Annotated in this window: 17 protein-coding genes and 1 pseudogene; 16 read left to right on the top strand and 2 right to left on the bottom strand. The window is 49.3% G+C overall.

All coding sequences use genetic code 11. The features are described from left to right. Positions 1 to 16 precede the first annotated feature (16 nt). From NSB25_RS16020 to NSB25_RS29710, 3 genes and pseudogenes are all read left to right on the top strand, one after another. Positions 17 to 1,507: an RNA polymerase sigma factor gene (locus tag NSB25_RS16020; RefSeq protein ID WP_103237679.1), complete on the top strand. Its 1,491-nt coding sequence runs from the start codon at positions 17 to 19 to the stop codon at positions 1,505 to 1,507. Positions 1,508 to 1,768: 261 nt separating this feature from the next. Continuing rightward, complete coding sequence (locus NSB25_RS16015; protein ID WP_242982245.1) at positions 1,769 to 2,404, top strand: class I SAM-dependent methyltransferase; 636 nt, start codon at positions 1,769 to 1,771, stop codon at positions 2,402 to 2,404. A 201-nt stretch (positions 2,405 to 2,605) separates the two neighbouring features. Beyond that, positions 2,606 to 2,865 (top strand): annotated as a pseudogene (locus NSB25_RS29710) (hypothetical protein). A 57-nt stretch (positions 2,866 to 2,922) separates the two neighbouring features. Here NSB25_RS29710 and NSB25_RS16005 read toward each other — a convergent pair. Beyond that, entirely contained in the window at positions 2,923 to 5,133 is a 2,211-nt protein-coding gene (locus NSB25_RS16005) for a helix-turn-helix domain-containing protein (protein ID WP_103237677.1), read from the bottom strand. A 114-nt stretch (positions 5,134 to 5,247) separates the two neighbouring features. Next, a complete protein-coding gene (locus NSB25_RS16000; RefSeq protein WP_103237676.1) occupies positions 5,248 to 5,970 on the bottom strand; it encodes a 6-phosphogluconolactonase in 723 nt (240 codons plus the stop codon). Positions 5,971 to 6,309: 339 nt separating this feature from the next. Between NSB25_RS16000 and NSB25_RS15995 the strand changes: the two genes are divergently transcribed. From NSB25_RS15995 to NSB25_RS15935, 13 genes are all read left to right on the top strand, one after another. Further along, positions 6,310 to 8,016, top strand: coding sequence for an extracellular solute-binding protein (locus tag NSB25_RS15995; RefSeq protein WP_103237675.1), 1,707 nt, complete (start codon positions 6,310 to 6,312; stop codon positions 8,014 to 8,016). Positions 8,017 to 8,148: 132 nt separating this feature from the next. Then, positions 8,149 to 9,114 (top strand): ABC transporter permease, encoded by a 966-nt coding sequence (locus tag NSB25_RS15990; protein ID WP_242982244.1) that lies wholly within the window; start codon positions 8,149 to 8,151, stop codon positions 9,112 to 9,114. Then, positions 9,108 to 10,025 carry a carbohydrate ABC transporter permease gene (locus NSB25_RS15985; protein ID WP_207656123.1) on the top strand — a complete coding sequence of 306 codons (918 nt, stop codon included), beginning with the start codon at positions 9,108 to 9,110 and terminating at the stop codon, positions 10,023 to 10,025. Before NSB25_RS15990 ends, NSB25_RS15985 begins: the two co-directional genes overlap by 7 nt. Before the next feature lie 285 nt (positions 10,026 to 10,310). Further along, on the top strand, positions 10,311 to 11,366 hold the full coding sequence (locus NSB25_RS15980) for an alpha/beta hydrolase (RefSeq protein ID WP_103237673.1): 1,056 nt from the start codon (positions 10,311 to 10,313) through the stop codon (positions 11,364 to 11,366). A gap of 185 nt (positions 11,367 to 11,551) precedes the next feature. After that, positions 11,552 to 12,802 (top strand): Gfo/Idh/MocA family protein, encoded by a 1,251-nt coding sequence (locus NSB25_RS15975; protein WP_172454913.1) that lies wholly within the window; start codon positions 11,552 to 11,554, stop codon positions 12,800 to 12,802. Further along, positions 12,793 to 14,073 carry a Gfo/Idh/MocA family oxidoreductase gene (locus tag NSB25_RS15970; RefSeq protein ID WP_103237733.1) on the top strand — a complete coding sequence of 427 codons (1,281 nt, stop codon included), beginning with the start codon at positions 12,793 to 12,795 and terminating at the stop codon, positions 14,071 to 14,073. The genes NSB25_RS15975 and NSB25_RS15970 overlap by 10 nt, the downstream gene beginning before the upstream one ends. A gap of 81 nt (positions 14,074 to 14,154) precedes the next feature. After that, positions 14,155 to 15,438 (top strand): MFS transporter, encoded by a 1,284-nt coding sequence (locus tag NSB25_RS15965; protein WP_103237671.1) that lies wholly within the window; start codon positions 14,155 to 14,157, stop codon positions 15,436 to 15,438. A gap of 106 nt (positions 15,439 to 15,544) precedes the next feature. Then, entirely contained in the window at positions 15,545 to 16,729 is a 1,185-nt protein-coding gene (gene nagA / locus NSB25_RS15960; protein ID WP_146039944.1) for an N-acetylglucosamine-6-phosphate deacetylase, read from the top strand. 54 nt (positions 16,730 to 16,783) lie between these two features. Continuing rightward, positions 16,784 to 17,290: a GNAT family N-acetyltransferase gene (locus NSB25_RS15955; RefSeq protein WP_103237732.1), complete on the top strand. Its 507-nt coding sequence runs from the start codon at positions 16,784 to 16,786 to the stop codon at positions 17,288 to 17,290. Positions 17,291 to 17,442: 152 nt separating this feature from the next. Further along, positions 17,443 to 18,705, top strand: coding sequence for an AAA family ATPase (locus NSB25_RS15950; protein ID WP_103237731.1), 1,263 nt, complete (start codon positions 17,443 to 17,445; stop codon positions 18,703 to 18,705). 11 nt (positions 18,706 to 18,716) lie between these two features. Beyond that, positions 18,717 to 19,415: a HEPN domain-containing protein gene (locus tag NSB25_RS15945; RefSeq protein ID WP_103237669.1), complete on the top strand. Its 699-nt coding sequence runs from the start codon at positions 18,717 to 18,719 to the stop codon at positions 19,413 to 19,415. Positions 19,416 to 19,452: 37 nt separating this feature from the next. Then, the gene (locus NSB25_RS15940) at positions 19,453 to 20,106 is read left to right on the top strand and encodes a thiamine diphosphokinase (protein WP_103237730.1); all 654 of its coding nucleotides are present in this window, start codon (positions 19,453 to 19,455) and stop codon (positions 20,104 to 20,106) included. A gap of 118 nt (positions 20,107 to 20,224) precedes the next feature. Beyond that, a complete protein-coding gene (locus NSB25_RS15935) occupies positions 20,225 to 21,271 on the top strand; it encodes a hypothetical protein (RefSeq protein WP_103237668.1) in 1,047 nt (348 codons plus the stop codon). Positions 21,272 to 21,291: the final 20 nt, after the last annotated feature.

Below are 21,291 nucleotides of genomic sequence, written 5' to 3'. Positions count from 1 at the left end.
ATGAGGGAGCGGATATATGGAACCGACAGCGGAATTAAAACTGGCAGTGAGAAGATACAGAGAAGGTGATACGGAGGCCTTCACCCGGCTCTATGAGGAATCCAGTAAATACATCTATACCTGTATCTATAATGCCATGAGAGGTAATGACAATGTGGAGGATGCGGTCTGTGATATTATGCAGGACACCTATGTGGAAATCAGCAGGAATATTACAAAGCTGGAGAATGAGGACAGCTTCCTTTCCTGGGCGGCGAAAACTGCCGTCAGAAAATGTTATGCATGGCTGAAAAAGAATAAAAAATACGTGCTTCTGCCGGAGGAAGATGACACCCTTGAAAACCTTGCGGAGGATGACAATATCATCCCGGAATCGGTCATGCAGGACAGAGAAAAGCAGCGCCTTGTCAGGGAGATTATTGAGACACGGCTCACGGAAATGCAGAAGCTCTGTATCATCGCATATTATTACAATGAGCAGAAGCAGTCGGAAATTGCACAGGAGCTGGGCATTCCGGAGAACACCGTCAAGACAAATCTGTCAAGGGCGAAAGCCAGGATAAAGACTGATGTGCTGGAACTGGAGGAGAAAGAGGGGACGAGACTCTACAGCGTCGCACCGTTCCTGCTTTTGCTTTTCAACGAGGACGTGCTGGCCTGTACGGTGCCAGCAACTGTCACGGCAGCGGTAAACAATTCTGTCACCGCGGCCATATCCGCCGCGGGCGGAGCCGGGACGAAGACACTGATGGCCAGGATTGCGGCAGCATCTGCGAAGGCGAAGATTACGGCAGGAATTATCGGAATAGGAGCGGCAGGCATTGTGGCGGGAAGCGTGTATATGGCAGCGCAGCCGGAAGAAGAGGCAGCTATCGAAGAAAGCGTGGAGAACATGCAGGAAACTGTTACAATTCCAGACGTGGAAGTGCAGCAGGAACCGGAGACAGTTCAGAGCAGCGAAGAGAATATGGATATTCTGATGCGGCTGAATGGAGATTCCTGGGAAGAATACTATGCTCGTGGGTTGCTGAGCCCCGAAACGAAATATCTGAGATTTGATTTGCATGACTTTGATGAGGATGGAATACCGGAACTGATTACGGAATTGAAGGGCGGTGTATTGTCGATAGAAAGCTTTCGTGACTCAATTTACATTCCGTTCTATATTTCGCCTGATTCGATAGGATATGGTGAGAAAGCTTCTGAGCTGATAAGTATATATTCTGAAACGACAGAAGATGGTATAGACAGGTCATCTGTATATGCGTTTGATAATTTTGAAATGGTAGAGTTGATTACTATACCAAGGATAGAGTTTATGGATGTCCACAATTTTGTTGTAGGTAAGTCAGAGGAAGATTATGAAGAAGTATCCTATGAAGAGGGCCTGCAGAGAATTCAGTTCTGGAAGGAAAAATACAGGAAAGTTGAGTTCAAGCCTCTGGACCAGGATACAGTCATATCGGTGATTGAAGCACACAGCGAGAATTGGAGACTGGATGATTGAGGATAAGAATACGAAAATATAATTTTTTTGACGGGCAGGTATAGTCAGACATATTGCTGTAGATATTGTTTTTTGTTGTAAACGAAAATTGGAAGTAGTATAATTATGCCTGTAAATTAAGAAATGGGGGTATAATCAAAGATGGTAGAGTATAGTGCACAAAATAAAAAGGCGTGGGAATACGATGCGTATGAGTTTTGGGTGAAACAATCAGGTACACCAGGCGACAGAGCAAAAAAAGACCTGGAAGATCCAATAAAAATGTTGAAAAAATATGCTGCTTACTTTGATACCTACAAAGGCATTAAAGTGGCAAACATATGCGGCTCCTGCGGAAAAAAGGCTGTTCCCTTAGCCATTTTGGGGGCAGAAGTTACTGTCTTTGATATTTCTGAAGATAATAAGAAATATGCGCTGGAAGTCGCCGCTGCCGCAAAAGTTGACTTGAATTTTGAGGTATGTGATATCCTGGAAATAGACATGGAAAAGTACGGAAATTATTTTGATGTAGTGTTTATGGAAGGGGGAATCTTACATTACTTTCATGACATTGATGAATTTATGGGCATTATGTATTCACTGTTGAAAGAAAACGGGAAAATGATATGCAGCGATTTTCATCCATTTACAAAAATGTCAGATGTACTGAATTTCGAAGGATCAACCAGGAGTTATTTTTCACAGGAGATTTTTGAAGGAGAAATGGCACATGCCCGCTTTTATGAAAAAAGCATTCGAGAGCAGATGCCTAAGTGCAGTTACAGAAAATATACAATCAGCGAGATTATCAATTCAGTCATAAACAGTGGCTTTACGTTAAGAAAGTTTGATGAACATCCTGCGTGGACAAATGAAAAGGTGCCGGGAGAGTTCACTGTTGTGGCGGATAAACGATAATCTGAGGCGTGGTATTCGATTAACACGGAAATAAATCCATTTAATAACAACCAATAATACCCCGGGAAGAAGGTATTTTTATGAAGGCGAAAGCATTGATTATCGGCGGAAGCGGCAGTCTGAGCGGCTCACTGGCGAAAAAGGCCATGACACAATATGAGATAATTCAGAGATTATGACAGCTGTAAGGAGGAACGGGTAGTGAGTGACATGATGCAGTTTGCCGACAGAGAAGAATTCCGAAAATGGCTTGGGGAGAATTGTATGTCAAATGAAGGTGTCTGGCTTTTGTTTGGCAAGTCCGGCGGGCCGAAGACGATAAAAGCGGGAGAGGCCCTGGAAGAAGCGCTGTAAAGAAGACCTACACGAAGGCGTATCTCGACGCAAAGACAGATGCCGGACGGGAAAAGCGGATTGCCTGGATGGTGGACAGACTGAACAAGAATCTGAAACCAATGTAACTTAATGCGTCCTGGTGTGAACCCGGCACACTTTGTGCATGACAGGAGGGGAGGGCATTATGCCTTCCCCTCCTGTCTGCGGTAATCTCCGGGTGTAATGCCCATGTACTTTTTGAACAATCTGCGGAACGTAATATCATTTTCATACCCTGCGGCTTTCGAAATGTCATTGACAGACATATCCGTCTCCGAGAGAAGGCCACAGGCATATTCTATTCTTTTTCTGTTCACATAATCCAGGAAATTATAATCGGTAATCTGCTTGATTCTGCGGCTTATACTGCTCTCGGAGAGCTGGAAGGCGTCTGAAAGCTTGCTCAGGGAGAGGTCTTCGTCATGCAGGTGAAGCTGCAGATAGTCAATCAAATTCTGCGCGGAATTCTGGAGCTGCTGTTCCCGGGACTCCTGCGTGGCCTGTTCCAGCTTGTCGCAGGCCAGAGCAGCCAGTTCCCTGAGACTTTCCAGAGCGCAGGGCTGTTCCGGCGTCCATGCATTCAGGGGAGCAGGGTTAAAGTGCAGATTCTGCCCTATTTCTGCTCTTGCCATGGCGGCAAGCAGCTGCTCTTTTGCGTAAAGCAGGTGTTCCTTTTTCACCAGTCCGCAGCGGCAGACAGCCTGGAAATACTGACTCAGACTGTTCCGGGCCTCTGTGTACTGACCGGTGCCGAAGGAGACAGGGAGAGAAACGAGGCAGGCGGGAAGCGTCAGGTCCAGGATACCGGACTGCCGGATCTGACTCCAGAAGACTCCTCTGCTGAGAGAATCCAGGGGCAGATATTCCAGCGCACTTCTGGACTGCTGGCAGGTGCTGCCCAGCTGTTCCAGTGAGTCTGCCACATCGCCGATACCCAGAAGGGCATCCGGATTGACTTCCGCCAGCAATTCCAGAAGTCTGCCACAGGCATTTTCACAGACTTCCCGGGAGGGACCATTGATGAGGAAAATGCCGAAATGTTTCCGGAAAGCCACATAGAGACAGCCTGTATTTTCCGTCCGAACCGCCAGGGCCAGATTCATGAGAAAATCCTGTGTAGCGCAGGCTGTGAGGACACAGCAGCATACATGGCTGGAAAAGGGGAACTCAATGCCCAGCTTTTTTAAGCCAGGAAGAACCTCAGCTTTGGGCTGTGTACCCTCCAGCAGCTCCAGAAGCATACTGTTGACCAGCAGGGGCCTGTATATCAGAAGCTGTTCTTCCAGCAGGGATTTGTCCTGAAAAATGGAGGTGATGATGGATTTCAATGCCTCATATTCGATATCCCTGCCGCTGGCATTTTCTTCAGGAGAACTGACAATATGTGCCAGCTCCCGGATAGGCGCATAATTTTTCCGACAGATGGTATGGGTCAGCGGAAGCCCTAACAACAGCAGAAAAAGGCAGATTCCTGCCAGGATGCGGAGGCGGCTGTGAAGACGCTGCTCCAGATATACTTCGGAATAACCGGCGAATCCTTTCCAGCCGGAGTGCTTGCCGGTACTGCTCTGATAATTATCGTTTGCCTCCAGGCGGGGGAGAACAGGAGCTGAAGTTTCGGACTCTGTACTGTTGCTGCTGATAATCAGCTGTCCCTCCCCGTCAAAAAGGTAATATTCCATGTCATCATTGTTCAGCAGCTGCTCTATATCTTCCTGCATCTGCTTCTCGTCCAGAAAGATGAAGAGATTGCCGTAACGGGTGCTGTTGCTGTCAATTACGGAGAGAACCACCAGGGGATGCTGGGGTGTGCGCGTTTCCTCCACAGCTTCCCTGGGAACGAAGAGAAAGCTTCCATAGCCCAGAGGCCGCAGATATTCCGAGAAAACGCCGGGACTCATGTTGAAGATACTCTGATAGAAACTTTCCAGAGTGAGAGTACCATAATCAGATACCACATACTGCTTGTTGTACAGATAGACACCCAGGGTTGCCACAAAACGATTCAGCGCCTTGGCAGACACTAAATCGTGCTGAGCGGCAAAAAGCATGGTGGAATCCAACAGGGAAAAATCAAGGTCTGTGGCAGAATTGGAGTAAAGATTCAGAAGGCGTCCGCTCTGCCCCACACTGGCGGAAAGCTTCTGACAGGCGGACAGCCGATCGTCCGCATAATAGGCCAGATTGGCAGCCGCCTGCAGTGTATTATTCCTGACAGTGTGGGAATCCTGATAAAAAAGGAAAAGGCCCGCCGCCAGAAGTACCAGCAGGGAAGCTGCCGCATATTGCACATAGGTATGTAAAAACATCCGTCTGTAGGTATGGGAATGTCTGAAGAAGCGGAATACTTTCATAATAACCTCCTTGCCGGCTGATATGCAGCAGACTGTTCATACAGGCTTCTTCAGACATATTGAAAGGAACCTGCAGCGTTCGCAGTAAACCTTATACGCCTGGCTGCATTACCTTCATTCTGCAATCATCGAAGCCGACTCCGCATCCAAGAACAGGTCAAAGTTCGGATGCGTTTTTAACAGGGTGGCAGGAATGTCGGGTGTGGTATCATGGCTCAGCGTGTCAGCCACAGCTTTTGCCTTTACCTTATGGGGAACAGCCGAAATGATATGACGGCACTGCATGATCTGCCATGCTGTCATGGAAATGGCCTGGGCCGGTACATCTGCCGTGGTGGCGAACCATCCCTCCCCTACCTGCTGCTGTTTACATCTTTCATTCAGATTGACCACAATATAGCTTTCCCGGGTGTCGAAATCTGCAGGAGGATCATTGAAGGCAATGTGAGCGTTTTCGCCGATACCGATCAGTCCCACATCCACAGGGGCCTTTTTCAATTCTGCGGTCAGAGAAGGAATGGAGTCGGGATTTCCGTCAACCAGGTGATACGCCGCCAACGTCACCTTTGAGAGAAATCTTTCCTTTAAATATTTGCGGAAGCTGGCAGGATGGGTCTCCGGCAGGTTTACATATTCATCCAGATGGAACATGGTAACCCTGCTCCAGTCCACATCTTCCTTCACCAGGGCTTCCAGTGTCTCAAACTGAGAACTGCCGGTGGACAATACCAGGCGTGCGCTGCCGTTATCGCTGATAGCCTGGCGCAACAGAGAGGCAGTCAGAGCGGCCGCTTTCTCTCCCAGCAGAACGGGTGTTTTTTCAATGTGTAAGTTCATGATAACTCCTCCTTCAATTTCGGTATTCTAACCTTGTAAATAAACCTTCGCTTACAAAGTACATTATAGTACGAAAGGAAACAGAGGCGCAACAAACTGTTTTTGCCAGAGATACAATTTTTGTGCTACAGTTTGTCCGGACGCCTGAAAACACGCGGAAAATTAGTGAATCTGACAGATTTATATGCCTGCAAGAATGGTTTGTTGTATAATCTGCAAAAAGCAAATATGATAGAAGTAATTCCGAACTCTGAAACTTTTCAATGGAAGACAATTTTTTCAATTGAAGACAATTGAAGAAAAAGAGGAAATCGGTACAAATCAAAGGAGGTACAATGAATGAAAAGGAACAGTTGGAAAAAGATTGTGGCAGCGGCAAGTGCACTGGCTCTGATCATGGGATGTCTGACCGGATGCGGGGGAGATGAACCTAAGGAAAGTTCCGCGCAGCCAAGTGAACAGACACAAGAGCAGCAACCTTCGGAAAGCGAAGCAGCCGGAAGCGATACCGGTACGCCTTCGGAGGAAGAGCCGGCAAGCGCCGGGATTACATTCCCTCTGGCCGAACAGGTAGAACTTACTATAGCAACGCCGGACGGAAATGTGGCATCGCTGGCAGATAACCTTCCTGTATGGGAAGAAATTCAGAAACGCACCAATATTAAAATCAACTGGGACGTAACCGCATCCAAGCAGTACGTGGAAGTGATGAAGCTGAGAGTGGGCGCAGGCGGCGGAAAGCTTCCTGACATCATGTTCCTGCCCAACGGCCTGAGTCTGGCCGAGCTGGGAGGAGAGGGAACCATACTTCCCCTGGAGGAGTATATTGCGAACAGCGAGAACATTCAGAAGGCATATGAGCAGTTTCCTAATGTAAGGGCGCTGACATCCGCAGACGGACATATTTATTCTGTGAATACCCTGAACGAGAGCGCATATTTTGCACCTTATTCCTTTATTATCCGCAAGGATTGGCTGGACCGCCTGAATCTGGAGGTTCCGGAGACCATTGACGACTGGATGACAGTTCTGCGGGCGTTCCGTGACGAGGATGCAAACGGAAACGGAGATGCCGGCGATGAGGTTCCTTTCTCCGCAGGCGGTCATGCATGGTATACCACATACTGGGCAAATGCATGGGGACTGCACCTGTTCCAGTCCGACGGCTGGTATCCGGACGAGAACGGTCAGATGCAGTATGAGTTTATCAGCGATGAAGCGAAAGAATTCTACACCTGGCTGAATGCTTTCTATGAGGAAAAACTTCTGGACGAAGAATTCCTGACCCTGGGTGATGAGAACAAGCTGTATGAAAAGGTATCCCGCAACGAGGTAGGCGCATTTACAGCATATCCTTCCCGTATTGCAACCCTGGAGGCTGCACTGGAAGCCAATGGCGTGGAAGGCGCGGAGCTGATTCCCGTAGTACCGCCCAAGGGACCTTATGCACAGATGACAGAGGTTGTGGGCGACATGACCGTAAACGGATATGTTGTAACCAGCAGCTGCGAGCATCCTGATGTCGCCGTGGCGCTTATGGACTATATGATGAGCGAGGAAGGCAAGGAACTGATGAACTTCGGTATCGAAGGAGATACTTATGTAAAAGAGAACGACGGAACATACAGCTTTACAGAGAAAGTCACAGCCAATCCCGACGGTCTGTCTGCCAGCGAGGTGCTGAGCTCTTATGGCTGCCAGCTGGGACTTTGCTATCTGAAGTCTGACAAGAGGGAGCAGGCCATGCTGTACAGCTATCCGGAAGAGCTGCAGCAGAAAATCCTTGATGTGACTGAGGCCACAAGACCTTACATGGTAGCGGGTATGACCCTTCCCCCTGCCACGGAAGAGGAGAGTGAGTCTATCAGCGGTCTTTCCGGAGATCTGGCCACTTATATCTGGGAGATGACAGGTAAGTTTACCGTAGGAACTGCGGATATTGAAGCGGAATGGGACAGCTATGTGGAGTATGTGAAGACGCTGGGCGTGGAGAAGATACTGGCCGTCAAGCAGGCGCAGTATGACCGGCTGACATCACAGCAGTAACTTCCACGGGTAGCCTGCAGTATTTAATAAAAGAAAAGGGGCCGGCGGTTGTCTGCCGGCCCTTTTTTAAGGAACAGTCATGAGAGAGAAGGTGCTGCAGGATACTTTTGAAGGGAAAGGAGAAGGGTATCTTTGAGAGGAAATGTGCAGAAAAAGGAAAAGCAGCCCCTGGGAAGAAGGATGGCGGCAGGGGGGAAAAGGTTTCTGAAAAATGTAAAGCGGGATAAGGCGCTGCTTCTCATTATCCTGCCGGTAGTGGTGCATTATCTGGTATTTGTCTATTATCCCATGTACGGAAATATCATCGCTTTTAAGAAATATTCGGCGGTAAAAGGTATCATGGGAAGCGACTGGGTGGGATTTCGGTATTTCATACAATTTTTTAACTCGCCCTATTTTACAAGAGTGCTGAGAAACACACTGTTAATCAGTATTTTCAGTATTCTGTGGGGATTTCCCATTCCGATTCTCTTTGCTTTGATGACCAATGACTTAAAGCACGGAGTATACAAGAGAGTGGTACAGGCGGTCAGCTATATCCCCTATTTTATATCTACCGTAATTATCTGCGGTATGCTGGTGAATTTCCTTTCTCCCAGCTCCGGAATTGTGAATTCCGTGATCAAGGCTCTGGGCGGGGAACCGATTAATTTTCTCATGGAACCGAAGTGGTTCCGGACAGTATTCATTGCCAGCGGTATCTGGCAGGGATTCGGCTGGTCGGCCATTGTCTATCTGGCGGCGCTGACGGGAGTCAGCCAGGAGCTGTATGAGGCGGCCAGAGTGGACGGTGCGAGCAAGATACAGCAGGTGATTCATATATCGATCCCCTGTATTCTGCCGACCGTTATCGTGACTTTTATCATGCAGATCGGCACACTGATGAGCGTGGGATATGAGAAGATTATTCTTCTGTACAACCCTGTGACCCTGGATGTGGCGGATGTGATTTCTTCCTATACATACAGGACAGGACTTGTGGAAGGAAATTACAGCTTTGGTTCGGCGGTGGGATTGTTCAATTCGGCTATTAATCTGCTGCTGGTGATTTTTGCCAATAAGCTCAGCAGAAAGGTATCGGAGGTGTCTCTATGGTGACGGAAAAAAAGAAAACAGGACAGACCCGCAGAAGACGCCGCAGGATGTCTCCGGGGGACAGAATTTTTACAATATGCAATTATGTGTTCTGCTTCCTGGCAGCCTGTATTACTTTGTATCCGCTGATCTATGTGTTCAGCATGTCCATCAGTACGCCGGAAGCGGTTGTCTCCAATCTGGTGACACTGCTGCCCAAAGGATTCTCCCTGAAGGCTTATGAGATGATATTCCGCAACGGGGAAGTCTGGCGTTCTTATTATAATACTATATGGTATACCGTGGTGGGGACGGCTATCAGTACCGCACTTACCATGATGGCGGCGTACCCGTTGTCGAGACGCCAGTTTTTCCTGAGAAGGCAGCTGTCATTTTTCTTTACGCTCTCCATGTTCTTCTCAGGGACGCTGGTACCTATGTATCTGCTGATCAACAGGATCGGACTGTACAATACCCGATGGGCCATTGTATTGCCTACCGGGGCTGCGGCCTATTATATCATTATGGCCAGGACGTTTCTGTCCACCATTCCGGACAGTCTGTATGAATCGGCCAGGATTGACGGAGCCACGGAATGGACCATACTGCGCAAGATTTTTATTCCGCTGTCCATGCCCATTATGTCGGTGCTGATTATCTATTATGCGGTGCATCAGTGGAACGGCTATTTCAACGCCATGATTTATCTGCCGGGACGTAAGGATCTGCAGCCGCTGCAGGTGTTTCTGATGAAGATTCTGATTAACAACGAAAGCGTGGCGGGAGAAGTGGCCGGCTCGGCTACCATGAGTATGATCAGCCTGCAGCTGAAGTATGTGGTCATTGTGGTGGCGCTGGTGCCTATTCTGTGTGTGTATCCGTTCCTGCAGAAGTACTTTATCAAGGGGATGATGATTGGGGCCGTCAAGGAGTGAAGTTTTTCTAAGGCCGGAAAGGACTCGGCCTTAGAAAAACTAAGTCACTCCTGACAGAATCCGCAATGCGGATTCTGTCAGGTTGGTGCAATGGCTGTTTGGGGTGGGGCGGATTCTGTCGGGCTGGCACAAGGACAGATAGCTATCGGGCAAAAGGAAATTTGTCGGGCTGGCAATTGGAATATGCCAGGGTGACCGGAAGGTTTGTTGTAGTTCGCAATGGAAAGTTTCAGCGGATAGGACAGATTCAGAAAAGCAGAGTTAAGACAGAGAAAGGCGGCGGAGATGAGCAGGAGACAGTTTTCCATGCAGGCTTATTGGGACAGAAAGGCGGCGGAGCTTGAGCCGAAGCTTCGGTTCGGGCACTGTGGCATGGATTTTCAGGACTGGCGGAAGGAAACGCTGGAAAAGCTTCTGGAGCTGATGGGAAAGTTCCCGGAGAAGGTTCCGCTGGAGGCGGAAGTGGAGTACTCGGTGGAGGAGAAGGACTTTATCCGGGAGAGGGTGGTTTTTGATACGGAAGAGTATATGTCGGTGCCGTGTCAGGTGCTGATTCCGAAGCATTTTAAGAAAGACCGTTCACAGCCGGCCATTCTCTGCGTCCATGGTCACGGCAGCTTCGGAAAGGACCCGGTGGCAGGACTGGTGTCCACGCCGGAGCATCAGGCGGACATTGATCTGATGAATTATGATTACGGCGCGCAGATGGCGAGAAAGGGATACCTGACGCTGATGCCGGATTTGAGAGGCTTTGGAGAGAGACGGGATGGAGACGATTATCTGGGCAGAGACACCTGCAACGTAAATTTCCTGAAGGGCGGAATTATGGGCCTGTACCCTCTGATGCTGAATATATGGGACATGAAATGCTGCGTGGATTATCTGTGTACCCGGCCGGAGGTGAACCCGGAATGCATCGGTATGATGGGAATGAGCCAGGGCGGCACGATAACGGCTTTTACAGCAGCGGTGGAACCCAGAATCCGGGCGGCAGACGTGATTGCCTATATCAATCCCTTTGCTTCCTTCGGCGTGCACAGAGGGAATTTCTGCGGTTCCCAGATTCTGCCGGAGATTCTGAAATGGATGGATACAGATGACGTGGGCGGTCTCATTGCACCCAGATATCTGATGCTGGAAATGGGGACGGCGGATACCTGCTTTTATTTTCAGGATATGTGGAAGGGATACCTCCATGTAAAAGAGATCTACGAAGCCGCGGGTGTACCGGACAGACTCTGGACGGACATCCATGAGGGAAGCCATGCCTTCGGCGGCGGACGGGCGGAAGCTTTTTTTGCGGAGGCGCTTGGATACAGGGCAGGCAGCGACTTTACCTAATTGCCGCCTGCGGCAATTTGTGCCGTCGCGCAGGAATTTAAATTCAACTGGTAAAGTCACAAAGGCGCACGAGAGGAACTTTCATGAGAGTTCTGTCGAATGAAAGTTTCTCTCCTGAGGTGTGCGCCGCAGCGACTTTACCCTTTAGTGCCGTCGCGCAGCGACTTAAATCAGGAGGAACAGAGATGAAAGAATATGTATTAGTGGGTTCCGGTGGAAGAGGATACTGGATGTATGCCTCTGCCATAGCGGAGAGATATAACGATGTGGCGCACCTGGCCGGAATCATGGATGTGAACCGGAAGCGGGCAGAGTATGTGGAGAGCCTGATTCCCTATGAGGTGCCTGTGTATACGGACTTTGATAAAATGATGGAGGAGGTCAGACCGGACTGTGCCATCGTCACTACAGTGGACCGTTTTCACAGCCAGTATGTGGTGAAGGCGCTGGACCTGGGGGTGGACGTGATCTGTGAGAAACCCATGACCATGGACGCAGACAGCTGCAATGCCATTCTGGACGCGGAAGAGCGCAATGGAAGGCGGATCACTGTGACATTTAACTGCCGCTACATGCCGCTGTTTACCAGGATGAAGGAACTGCTGGCCCAGGGAGTGGTGGGAGAAGTTCTGAACGTACATTTTGAGTGGATGCTGGACACGGTTCACGGAGCCGATTATTTCCGCAGATGGCACAGAAAGCTGGAGAACTGCGGAGGACTGCTGGTACATAAATCCACCCATCATTTTGATATTGTGAACTGGCTGATCGGCCAGGAGCCGGCGGAAGTCTTCGCCAACGGAGCGCTGCGGTTCTATGGCGCCGCAGGGGAAAAGCGGAGTGAGAGATGCTGCACCTGTCCTCATGCGGGAGAGTGCGAGTATGTGTATCAGGACAGTCAGGTACCCTGGGTGAAGGCGATGTATTATGACTGCGAATCGGAGGACGGATATTACAGAGACCGCTGCGTTTTTGCGGAAGAGATTGACATCTATGACACTATGTCTCTGGCTGTAAAATACCGTCAGGGGGCCCTGATGTCTTATTCTCTGGTGGCCCATGCTCCCTATGAGGGATGGAAGATCTCCATAAGCGGCACGAAAGGGAGGATGGAGGCCTGCGAATTTGACACGGGAACCCAGGCCTGTGACGATTGCTTCCATATTAAACTTTTTGACAGAAAGGGAGGCACCATGACCTATGACCTGAAGAAGGAGACGGGAAGTCACGGCGGCGGAGACGAGAGATTACTGCGAATGCTGTTCAGAGGGGACCTTGCAGACCCGCTGGGGCAGTTTGCCGGTTCCAAAGACGGCTCAATGTCCATTCTCATCGGGATTGCCGCCAATAAGAGTATCAGAGAACACAGACCTGTGACCATAGAGGAACTGGTATCCTTTGACAGATGGAAAGAGAGGAAGGAAGCATGGGAGTGACGACTGTGGTAATTGCCGGTGCAGGCGGCCGGGGAAGGCTGACTTATGCGCCCTACTCGAAAAAGTTCCCGGAGCAGATGAAGCTTGTGGCGGCGGCGGACAGAATTCCGGAGCGCCTTCAGGAGATGAAGCAGGAATACGGCCTTTCGGAAGAACACTGCTTTTCCACTGTGGAGGAAATGTTTGCGCAGCCTAAAATGGCAGATATGGCTTTTATCTGTACCCAGGACCAGGAACATGTACTTCATGCCTGCCTTGCGCTGGAGAAAGGCTATGACCTTCTGCTGGAGAAGCCGGTGTCTGCCGACGGGAAAGAATGCAGGCAGCTTCTGGAGAAGGCGGAACGTCTGGGGCGGAGTGTGACTGTCTGTCATGTGCTGCGGTATGCGCCTTTTTATCAGAGGCTGAAAAAGCTGCTGGAAGAGGGAGCCGTGGGACAGATTGTGTCCATACAGGCCAGTGAAAATGTGGGATACTGGCACCAGGCTCACAGCTATGTGCGGGGCAACTGGAGAAAAGGCGGAGAGACAAGTCCCATGATTCTGGCAAAATGCTGTCACGATATGGATATCCTGGTCTGGCTCACGGACAGCAGGTGCAGACGGTTGTCCTCCATGGGAAGTCTGGCGTATTTTCGGGAAGAAAATGCGCCGGAGGGTGCGCCCTTTTATTGCATGGACGGATGTCCTGTAAAGGCGGAATGTCCCTATGATGCGGAGAAAATCTATGTGACAGACCAGGTTACCGGATATGATACCAACGGCGCGGGATGGATGCAGAAGGCGGTTACGGCCTGCCCTGACAGGGAGGGGCTGCTGGAGACGCTGCGTACCAGTCCTTACGGCAGATGCGTGTTCCGCTGTGACAATGATGTGGTAGACAATCAGTCTGTCACTATGGAGATGGAAAACGGGATTACCGTGAGCTTTCATATGTGCGGTCTGAACCGGAACAACCACAGGACCATTCATATCATGGGCACGAAGGGGGACATCAGCGGGAACCTGGAGGAAGAGACCCTGGTGCTCCACAGGTTCGGCGGTGAGGAGGAAACCTTCCGGATGGATGTGCAGGAGACCATTTCCGGTCACGGCGGAGGCGATTACCGTATGCTCCATGATATGTTTGAGGCCAGAAGCCGGGGAACGGGGACGCTGACTTCTCTTCGCCAGTCTCTTGAAAGCCATTATATGGCGCTGGCGGCGGAAGCATCCAGGCTGGCCGGCGGGAAAATGATTGTGCTGGAAGAATTTCTACAGAGCCTGAAGTGAAACCGGATTGCAGGAATGCAGAAGTTATCAGCGAAGGAATAAAGGGAGGAAGGGTTCGCGGAATGCGGATAGAGAACATTTATGAGAAATGACGGTTTGTTTGCCCTGGGCAGGGCGGATGGAAGAGCCAGACTGTACATATTGGGCTCCGAGTGCCTGAAGGCGATTTATACAGCTTTTACCACGGGGGTATTTCTCACAGGCTTTCTGCTGAACGCGGGAATGGATCAGGTGCAGATCGGTCTGGTGACCAGCCTGCCTCTTGCGGCAGGCGTTCTGTACCCGCTTTCTCCCCTTTTGCTGGAAAGATTCCGGAAGCGGAAGGCTGTGTTGGGGACGGCCAGGCTGTTCTATCATGGCCTGGTGATCCTGTGTGTGACGCTGCTGCCGGGGTGGGTGCCGCAAAGCAGTCTTCTGTGGTGGATGGCTGCGGCGCTTCTTCTGGGAAACGGCTGCAACATTCTGGTGGCAAGCGGCTTTCCCGCATGGCATATTGGATTTCTCCCGGAGGAGATCCGGGGGAGATTTTTTGCTATATCCGGGATTGTGAACAGCGTCTTTACGGCGGCGGCTACCTTCGGGGCCAGTATGCTGGCCGACGCGGCCAAAGCTTCCGGCAGACAGATGTACTGGATGGGGGTTATCCGGCTGGCGGCTTTCGGGATGGCATTGGCAGAGCTGGTACTGCTGCTTTTGCCAAAAGAACCGGAGTACCCGAAGAGCAGCGTGAAAGGAATCAGGCTTCTGACCCTGCCTTTCGGCAACCGGAAATTCTGTCTCACCATGATTCCCGTTTTTGCCTGGATGATGGTTTCCACCATGACCCTGTATTCCGCCAATACCTATCTGCTGAAAGAAGTGCAGGCCAGCTATGTGTTTATCAGCATTCTGCAGGCCATGAACATTGTGACGACGGCGATTGTCATGCCTTTCTGGCACCGTCTGCTTCTTCGGACTTCCTGGCTTCAGGCTTTTCAGAAGGTTTTTCTGATGTTTGCGCTGTATCCTTTTTTACATATGCTGATTACAAAAAATACTTATCTGTGGCTGCTTCCGGTGACTATGCTGGTATATCAGGCAATTTTTGCAGGGGGAACTCTGTATTTCAATAATATGGCCTATCTGTTCACGCCGAAGGAGGACAGAACCGCCTATCTGTCCTGGTATCTGATGCTGGTCAGCGCGGGCTCCCTGTGCGGGCAGGGGCTGAGTACGCTTCTGCTGAAGCTGTGGCCGGAGGACTGGGTTTTCCGCAATATACATATTGCACCTGCCCAGCGTATTCTGCTGGTGCAGTGCGTTCTGTCGCTGGGGTTCGGAGTCTGGTTCGGCAGGGTGCTTCTGAGGAAGCTTGAAAAAGCATAGAAGTGTGAGAGAAAACAGTGGACAGAACGGGGCAAAGCACCGATAATAATATGACAGAGAAAGTGTGTTGAACAGTGACAGTACAGAAAAGACAGGAGACAGGAAAATGAAACAAACCTTATTTGTAAACGGAAAAATAATCCTGCAGGACAGAATCCTGGAAGGGGGAACCCTGTTGGTGGCCGGGGACAGAATCCGCGGGATAGGGCCGGAAGCTGTCTGGGAAGCGCCGGATGAAACAGTGGATCTGCAGGGAAGCTATCTGGCTCCCGGCTTTGTCGATATCCATGTGCACGGAGGCGGAGGCGGAGACTTCATGGACGCGGAGAGAGGCAGCTGGCAGCAGGCTCTCTCTACTCATCTGCAGCATGGCACGACTTCTCTGTGTCCCACGACACTGACGGCTTCCGTGGAAGAGATGGAAAATGTATTCTCCCTTTACCGGGAGATGGAAAGTGAGCAGAGGCCTTCCCGGCCCCGGCTTCTGGGACTGCATATGGAGGGACCCTATATTGCGGAGAGCATGAAGGGCGCTCAGAATGCGGATTATATTAAATTGCCGGAGAAAGGGCTGACGGACTGGCTGCTGGAAAAGGGGGCGGGAGCTCTTCGGATTCTGACCATGGCCCCTGAGCTGGAGGGTGCGGGAGATGTGGCCCGGGCAGCCAGGGAGGCAGGTATACTGCTGTCCGTGGGACACAGCGACGCACGGCTGGAGGATGTGGAGCAGGCGGTGCGGGACGGCTATACTATGGCTACCCATCTGTACTCCGGCATGTCTACCATCATACGGGAAAACGGAATGCGCAGACCCGGCGTTCTGGAGGCCGCAATGCTGATGGACGAGCTGGACGTGGAGGTCATAGGGGACGGGATGCACCTGCCGGCTTCCCTGTTGAAGCTGATTGTGAAGACGAAGGGGATGGACCGCATCATCCTTGTGACGGACGCTATGCGGGCGGCAGGACTTCCGGCGGGACACTATAAGCTGGGAAGCCTGAAGGAAGGGCAGACCGTCTGGTCCGACGGTCAGATTGCCAGGATGCCGGACGGTATTTCCTTTGCGGGAAGCGTGGCCACCACAGACCGTCTGATTCGCGTGATGCGCGACGAAGCGGGCGTTCCCCTGTGGCAGGCCGTGAATATGATGACCCGCAATCCGGCCAGAGCCCTGGGAGAGACGGAAATCGGCGTGCTGGAGCCCGGGAAGAAAGCGGATCTGGTGTGCTTTGACGAGCAGATTCATGTGGAACGGGTATATCGGGACGGCACTCTTTACTTTCCTTCCTGAAAAACATATAATTTAGGCGGGAAAGCAGAGAGTGATTTTGTGATGGGAGAAAATATGACATTATGTTCTTCTGACAGGCTGACGGTGCGTCGTATGAAACTGTCTGATCTTGATGAACTGTACAGCCTGATTTCGAACCCGGAGGTTATGCGGTATATTGAACCGCCGTATTCCCATGCCCATACGGAGAAATTTCTGCGGGAGGCCGGACTGTCGGAGCCACCCCTTATTTATGCTGTCGATAAAAAGGAAGGGCTTCAAAATAATGCCTGTACAGTTTCTGCGGAGTCCCGTTTCATAGGCTATGTGATTTATCATTCCTACAATCAGGACGGCATTGAGATTGGATGGCTGCTGAAGCCGGAGGAATGGCACAAGGGTTATGCCGGGGAACTGACGGGGATGCTTCTGGACATGGCGGCCGGCAGCGCCGCATATGCCGTAATCGAATGCTCTCCACAGCAGGAGATCACCAGGAGAATTGCGTTGAAGAGTGGGTTTGTTTATTCGGGAATGACGGATGGATGCGAGGTGTTTGTTAAGCGGTTTGATGGGATATGAATTCTATTTCGGGGAGAGCAAAAATGCATTCAACATATAAAGGGAGAATAAAGAGATTAGATATTGGAAATTGCAGAGAATGTGCAAATTTGTTTGACAGAACGTGAAGGACGGCATAATATAATGATATCTAAATGGAAAGAGGTGGCGGTATGCTGTTAGAGTTCAGATGTTCAAATCACAGATCAATTAAGGAAGAAGTGAGGTTTTCCATGATTGCGGGAAGCGATACCACATCTGAAGGTCTCTTAAAAGAATTTGGAAATTTCAGAGTGTTGCGTTCTGCAGTTATATATGGAGCGAATGGTTCCGGAAAGAGTAACTTTATCAACGCGTTGGCATTTGTGTGCAGTCTGGTCAGCAACAGTATTCATTATCAGCCAGGACAGGATATACCTCAGGCATCACATAAACTATCTTCTGATGAAGAGCCGGGCGAATACTATATTCAATTTGAAAAAAATGATATCCGGTATGCATATGGATTTTCGATAAAAAAGAAAATGATACAGGATGAATATTTATATTACTTTCCCAAAGGACGTCAGGTTAAGATTTTTGAGCGAAGGGGCATGGAGGTGAAGCCAGGGGACCGATATAGGACTGCATTGGATGTAAGCCTCGGCATATTAAAGGAAAACAGATTGTTTTTATCCTGTGCTGCGAATTACAGTAATGTAAAAGAGATTGAAGAAGCATTTATGTTTTTTAGCAGGGATATGGTTGTATATAATCCGGAAATAAATAACTGGACGGAATATTCTGTGGAACTGATGCAGAAAAATCACGGACTCAGAAAAGTATTTGTTGACATACTGCAGGCATTGGGAACAGGAATAAAAGATGTAAAAGTAAAGCTTGAGAAAATGAAACTTGCGGATTTGCCCCAGGAACGGCAGATTCCGGATGTAATAAAAAGTCTACTTGGCGCTCAGGAAGGTGTCGGGATAGAAGCAAAGGTGATATATGATCAATTTGAAGTTGATTTGACAGAAGAATCAGCGGGAATAAAACGGCTGTTTCAGATGGTTTGCCCTATAATTGATATTTTACATCATGGCAGAATCCTGATCTGCGATGAACTGGAATCAAGTCTACATGAGTCGGTAATTTATCAGATTATACAGCTATTCCAAAATTATGAAAAGGATAAATTCGCACAGCTGATTTTCTCGACACATGACACCGGATTACTGGATACGGATTTGTTTCGGAGAGATCAGATCTGGTTTACCCAGTTGAATTCCGAGCGGGCAACAGATTTATATTCGCTTGTTGAAATCAGAAATGTGCGTAAGACAGAAAATCTGGGAAAAGGGTACATGTCTGGAAAATACGGTGCGATACCCATGCTGAATCAGAGCTTTTTTCAGACGCTGGAAGAAAGCGGAGAGGTAGTTGGGGAGCTGGAATAGGAGGCCGTTGTATGAATAAAAGAAATCTTGATTTAATGTCGAGAGTGGAAGGGACAAGAGATAAATTTCATACAAAAGTTGTTCGGTTTGAACTTGACCAGATTATGCAGCATTTCACAGAAACGATGGAAATAATTAAGAAGCAGTTCGCAGTGGCAGATGAACTGGTTGTGGCAGGACGAACGCCGGAAGGAGAAAATATCTGGAGGGCTCAGATTGTTTTCCTGGCAAGCGCGCTTGACTTTTATATGCATGAATTAACGAAATATGGACTCTGTGAGATATATGATGAAAATTGGGAGAAAACGGAAAAATATAAGAATCTTCAGATCAGTATGGAAATGATAGAAGTGGCTGTGAAGTCAGGAGAGGAGACAGATTGGTTACTCGAATACTTTAATGAATATTATCAAACTATTACAATGGTATCTTATGATTCAGTAAAGGAGCAATTGAAACTGCTGGGTGTTGAATTAAGTACTGTTGCAGACAGGGCATTTTATCAGAAGGGCGAAACTGAAAAAACAAGAAATAGGCTGAAAAGACGTCTGAACGAATTGTTTGCCAGAAGAAATATCATAGCACATCAAACAGACAGGGCTCATACGGATGCACAATTTAAAATGATTACAAAAGAAATTGTACATAATTTTATAGAGGATATTGGGAAAGTAGTTAAAGCAATAGACGCAGAAGTACGGAGTAAATGAGGTGCTGGTATTTTGGAATATGGATAATGGAGCAATTATGAACAAACCAATTTGTTATATAGTTGGGGCCGGAGAGAATTACGGCCTGGATTTCATACCGGATGAGGGGGACTATATCATTGCGGTAGACGGCGGATATCAATATCTGACGCAGGAGAACATTCCCGCAGATCTGGTCATCGGTGACTTTGACACCCTGCAATATGTTCCGGATCACGATAATGTGATTAAGCTGCCGCCGGAAAAAGACGATACAGATATGAGAGCGGCCGTGCAGGAGGGTATCGGAAAAGGATACGAAATCTTTCGAATCTACTGCGGAACCGGCGGTCGGATAGACCATACCATTGCCAATCTGCAACTCCTTGCGGAACTGGCCGAAGGCGGCAGACAGGGGTTCCTGTCTGACAGGGAGTGTGAGATTACAGCCATCAAAAACGCGGAAATGCGGTTCCCCAAAAGCGCGGCAGGCTATCTGTCGGTATTTGCCCATTCAGGGAAGGCGGAGGGTGTGTTCCTGAGGGGATTGAAATATGAGCTTACGGATGCCGTTCTGACCGATACCTGGGCTTTGGGGGTCAGCAATGAATTTACAGGGGAGGAAGCTTCTGTGTCTGTGAGAAAAGGAACTTTGCTGGTGGTCTTCCCCAGGACGGCACTGGATGGAATCTCCGTCTGTGGATTCAGCTGAGTGGAATGAGGAAAAAACGCTTGGAAGAATTTTCGGACATATCACCTCTGTGGATGAAAGTTTTCTGTCATGCAGGTGTGCCGGAGGGCCTGCTGCGGAATCAGGATAGGAGATTAAGATGAAATTTTTGGAGATAGACGGAGCAATCATAAGCCGGATTCCCGGGGACGAAGAAATAGATATGGACCTGATCGATCTGATTGTGCATAATACCAGGAATACCTGGCAGGCAGGGCGGCGGGAAGAAGAAAAAAGGCGGGACACCATCCAGGGGAAAAAGGCCGAGCTGGTATTCGAGCGGTATATCGCGGAACATACAGGGCACAGGTATCTGTCCTATGACGATTTCCGGAGTGACGGATTTCAGAAGCATGCCCCTTTTGACGGGCTGCTGATTGGCAGAGATACCAGAAGGGAAGTTGAGAGGGAGAGCATCCATGCCATTAACAGGGAGATTGCCGAAGGCAGCGAGGTGGGGACCATATCGCCCGACCTGAGAAAAAAGCTGGAAGATAAGGGGATTTTTACGCTGGAGATTAAATCTTCCTCTCTGAAAAACCGGGACTATGAGGGCGTGGACAATGCGGTCCGCAGAACCAGAGAGGCCTGCGGGCAGATTGTACATAATCTGGAGAGATGGGACTTTTTCGTATACCCTCATTATCTGCGTACCAGTGCAGAGGTGAAGAATTTCTATGACTATACGGAATATGTCAGAACCTACGAGGAAGGCTTTCCCCAGGGAAATGAGAGATTCTTAAGGCTGCTGATGATTGACGAGTATGAGCATGCCAGCAATCTTTATACCAGATTTTATTTCGACTATGCCAAGGAACACATTTATCTTCCGGGATATATTTTAAAGGAAGACTTTTTCCGAAATCCCAGAATCATGCATATGCCCGGGATAAAGTCCGGCATGGCGCTGTATTATATGTACGGATTGCGAAACCGGACTCCTTTTTCCGACATAGACAGGGACCAACGAATCTGGGCATACGATAGGGAAGCGGCATATGGGAGACTCTTTGCAGGCAGAGAACACAGATGCGGAATTTGCGGAGACAGACTGAGAATCTGCAAAAGTACGGGAAACAGAGGCTTTTTTTACAGATGCTATACCTGTGAACGAAATTTCTCGCTGGAAAGTGTGATGGAAGAATAGTGAGGCATGGGTGTGTCTGA

Origin of the sequence: Acetatifactor muris (assembly GCF_024623325.1) — a bacterium.
Lineage (GTDB): Bacteria > Bacillota > Clostridia > Lachnospirales > Lachnospiraceae > Acetatifactor > Acetatifactor muris.
Note: the sequence above shows the minus strand (reverse complement) of the source record. Positions and strands in the feature narration are given on the sequence as shown.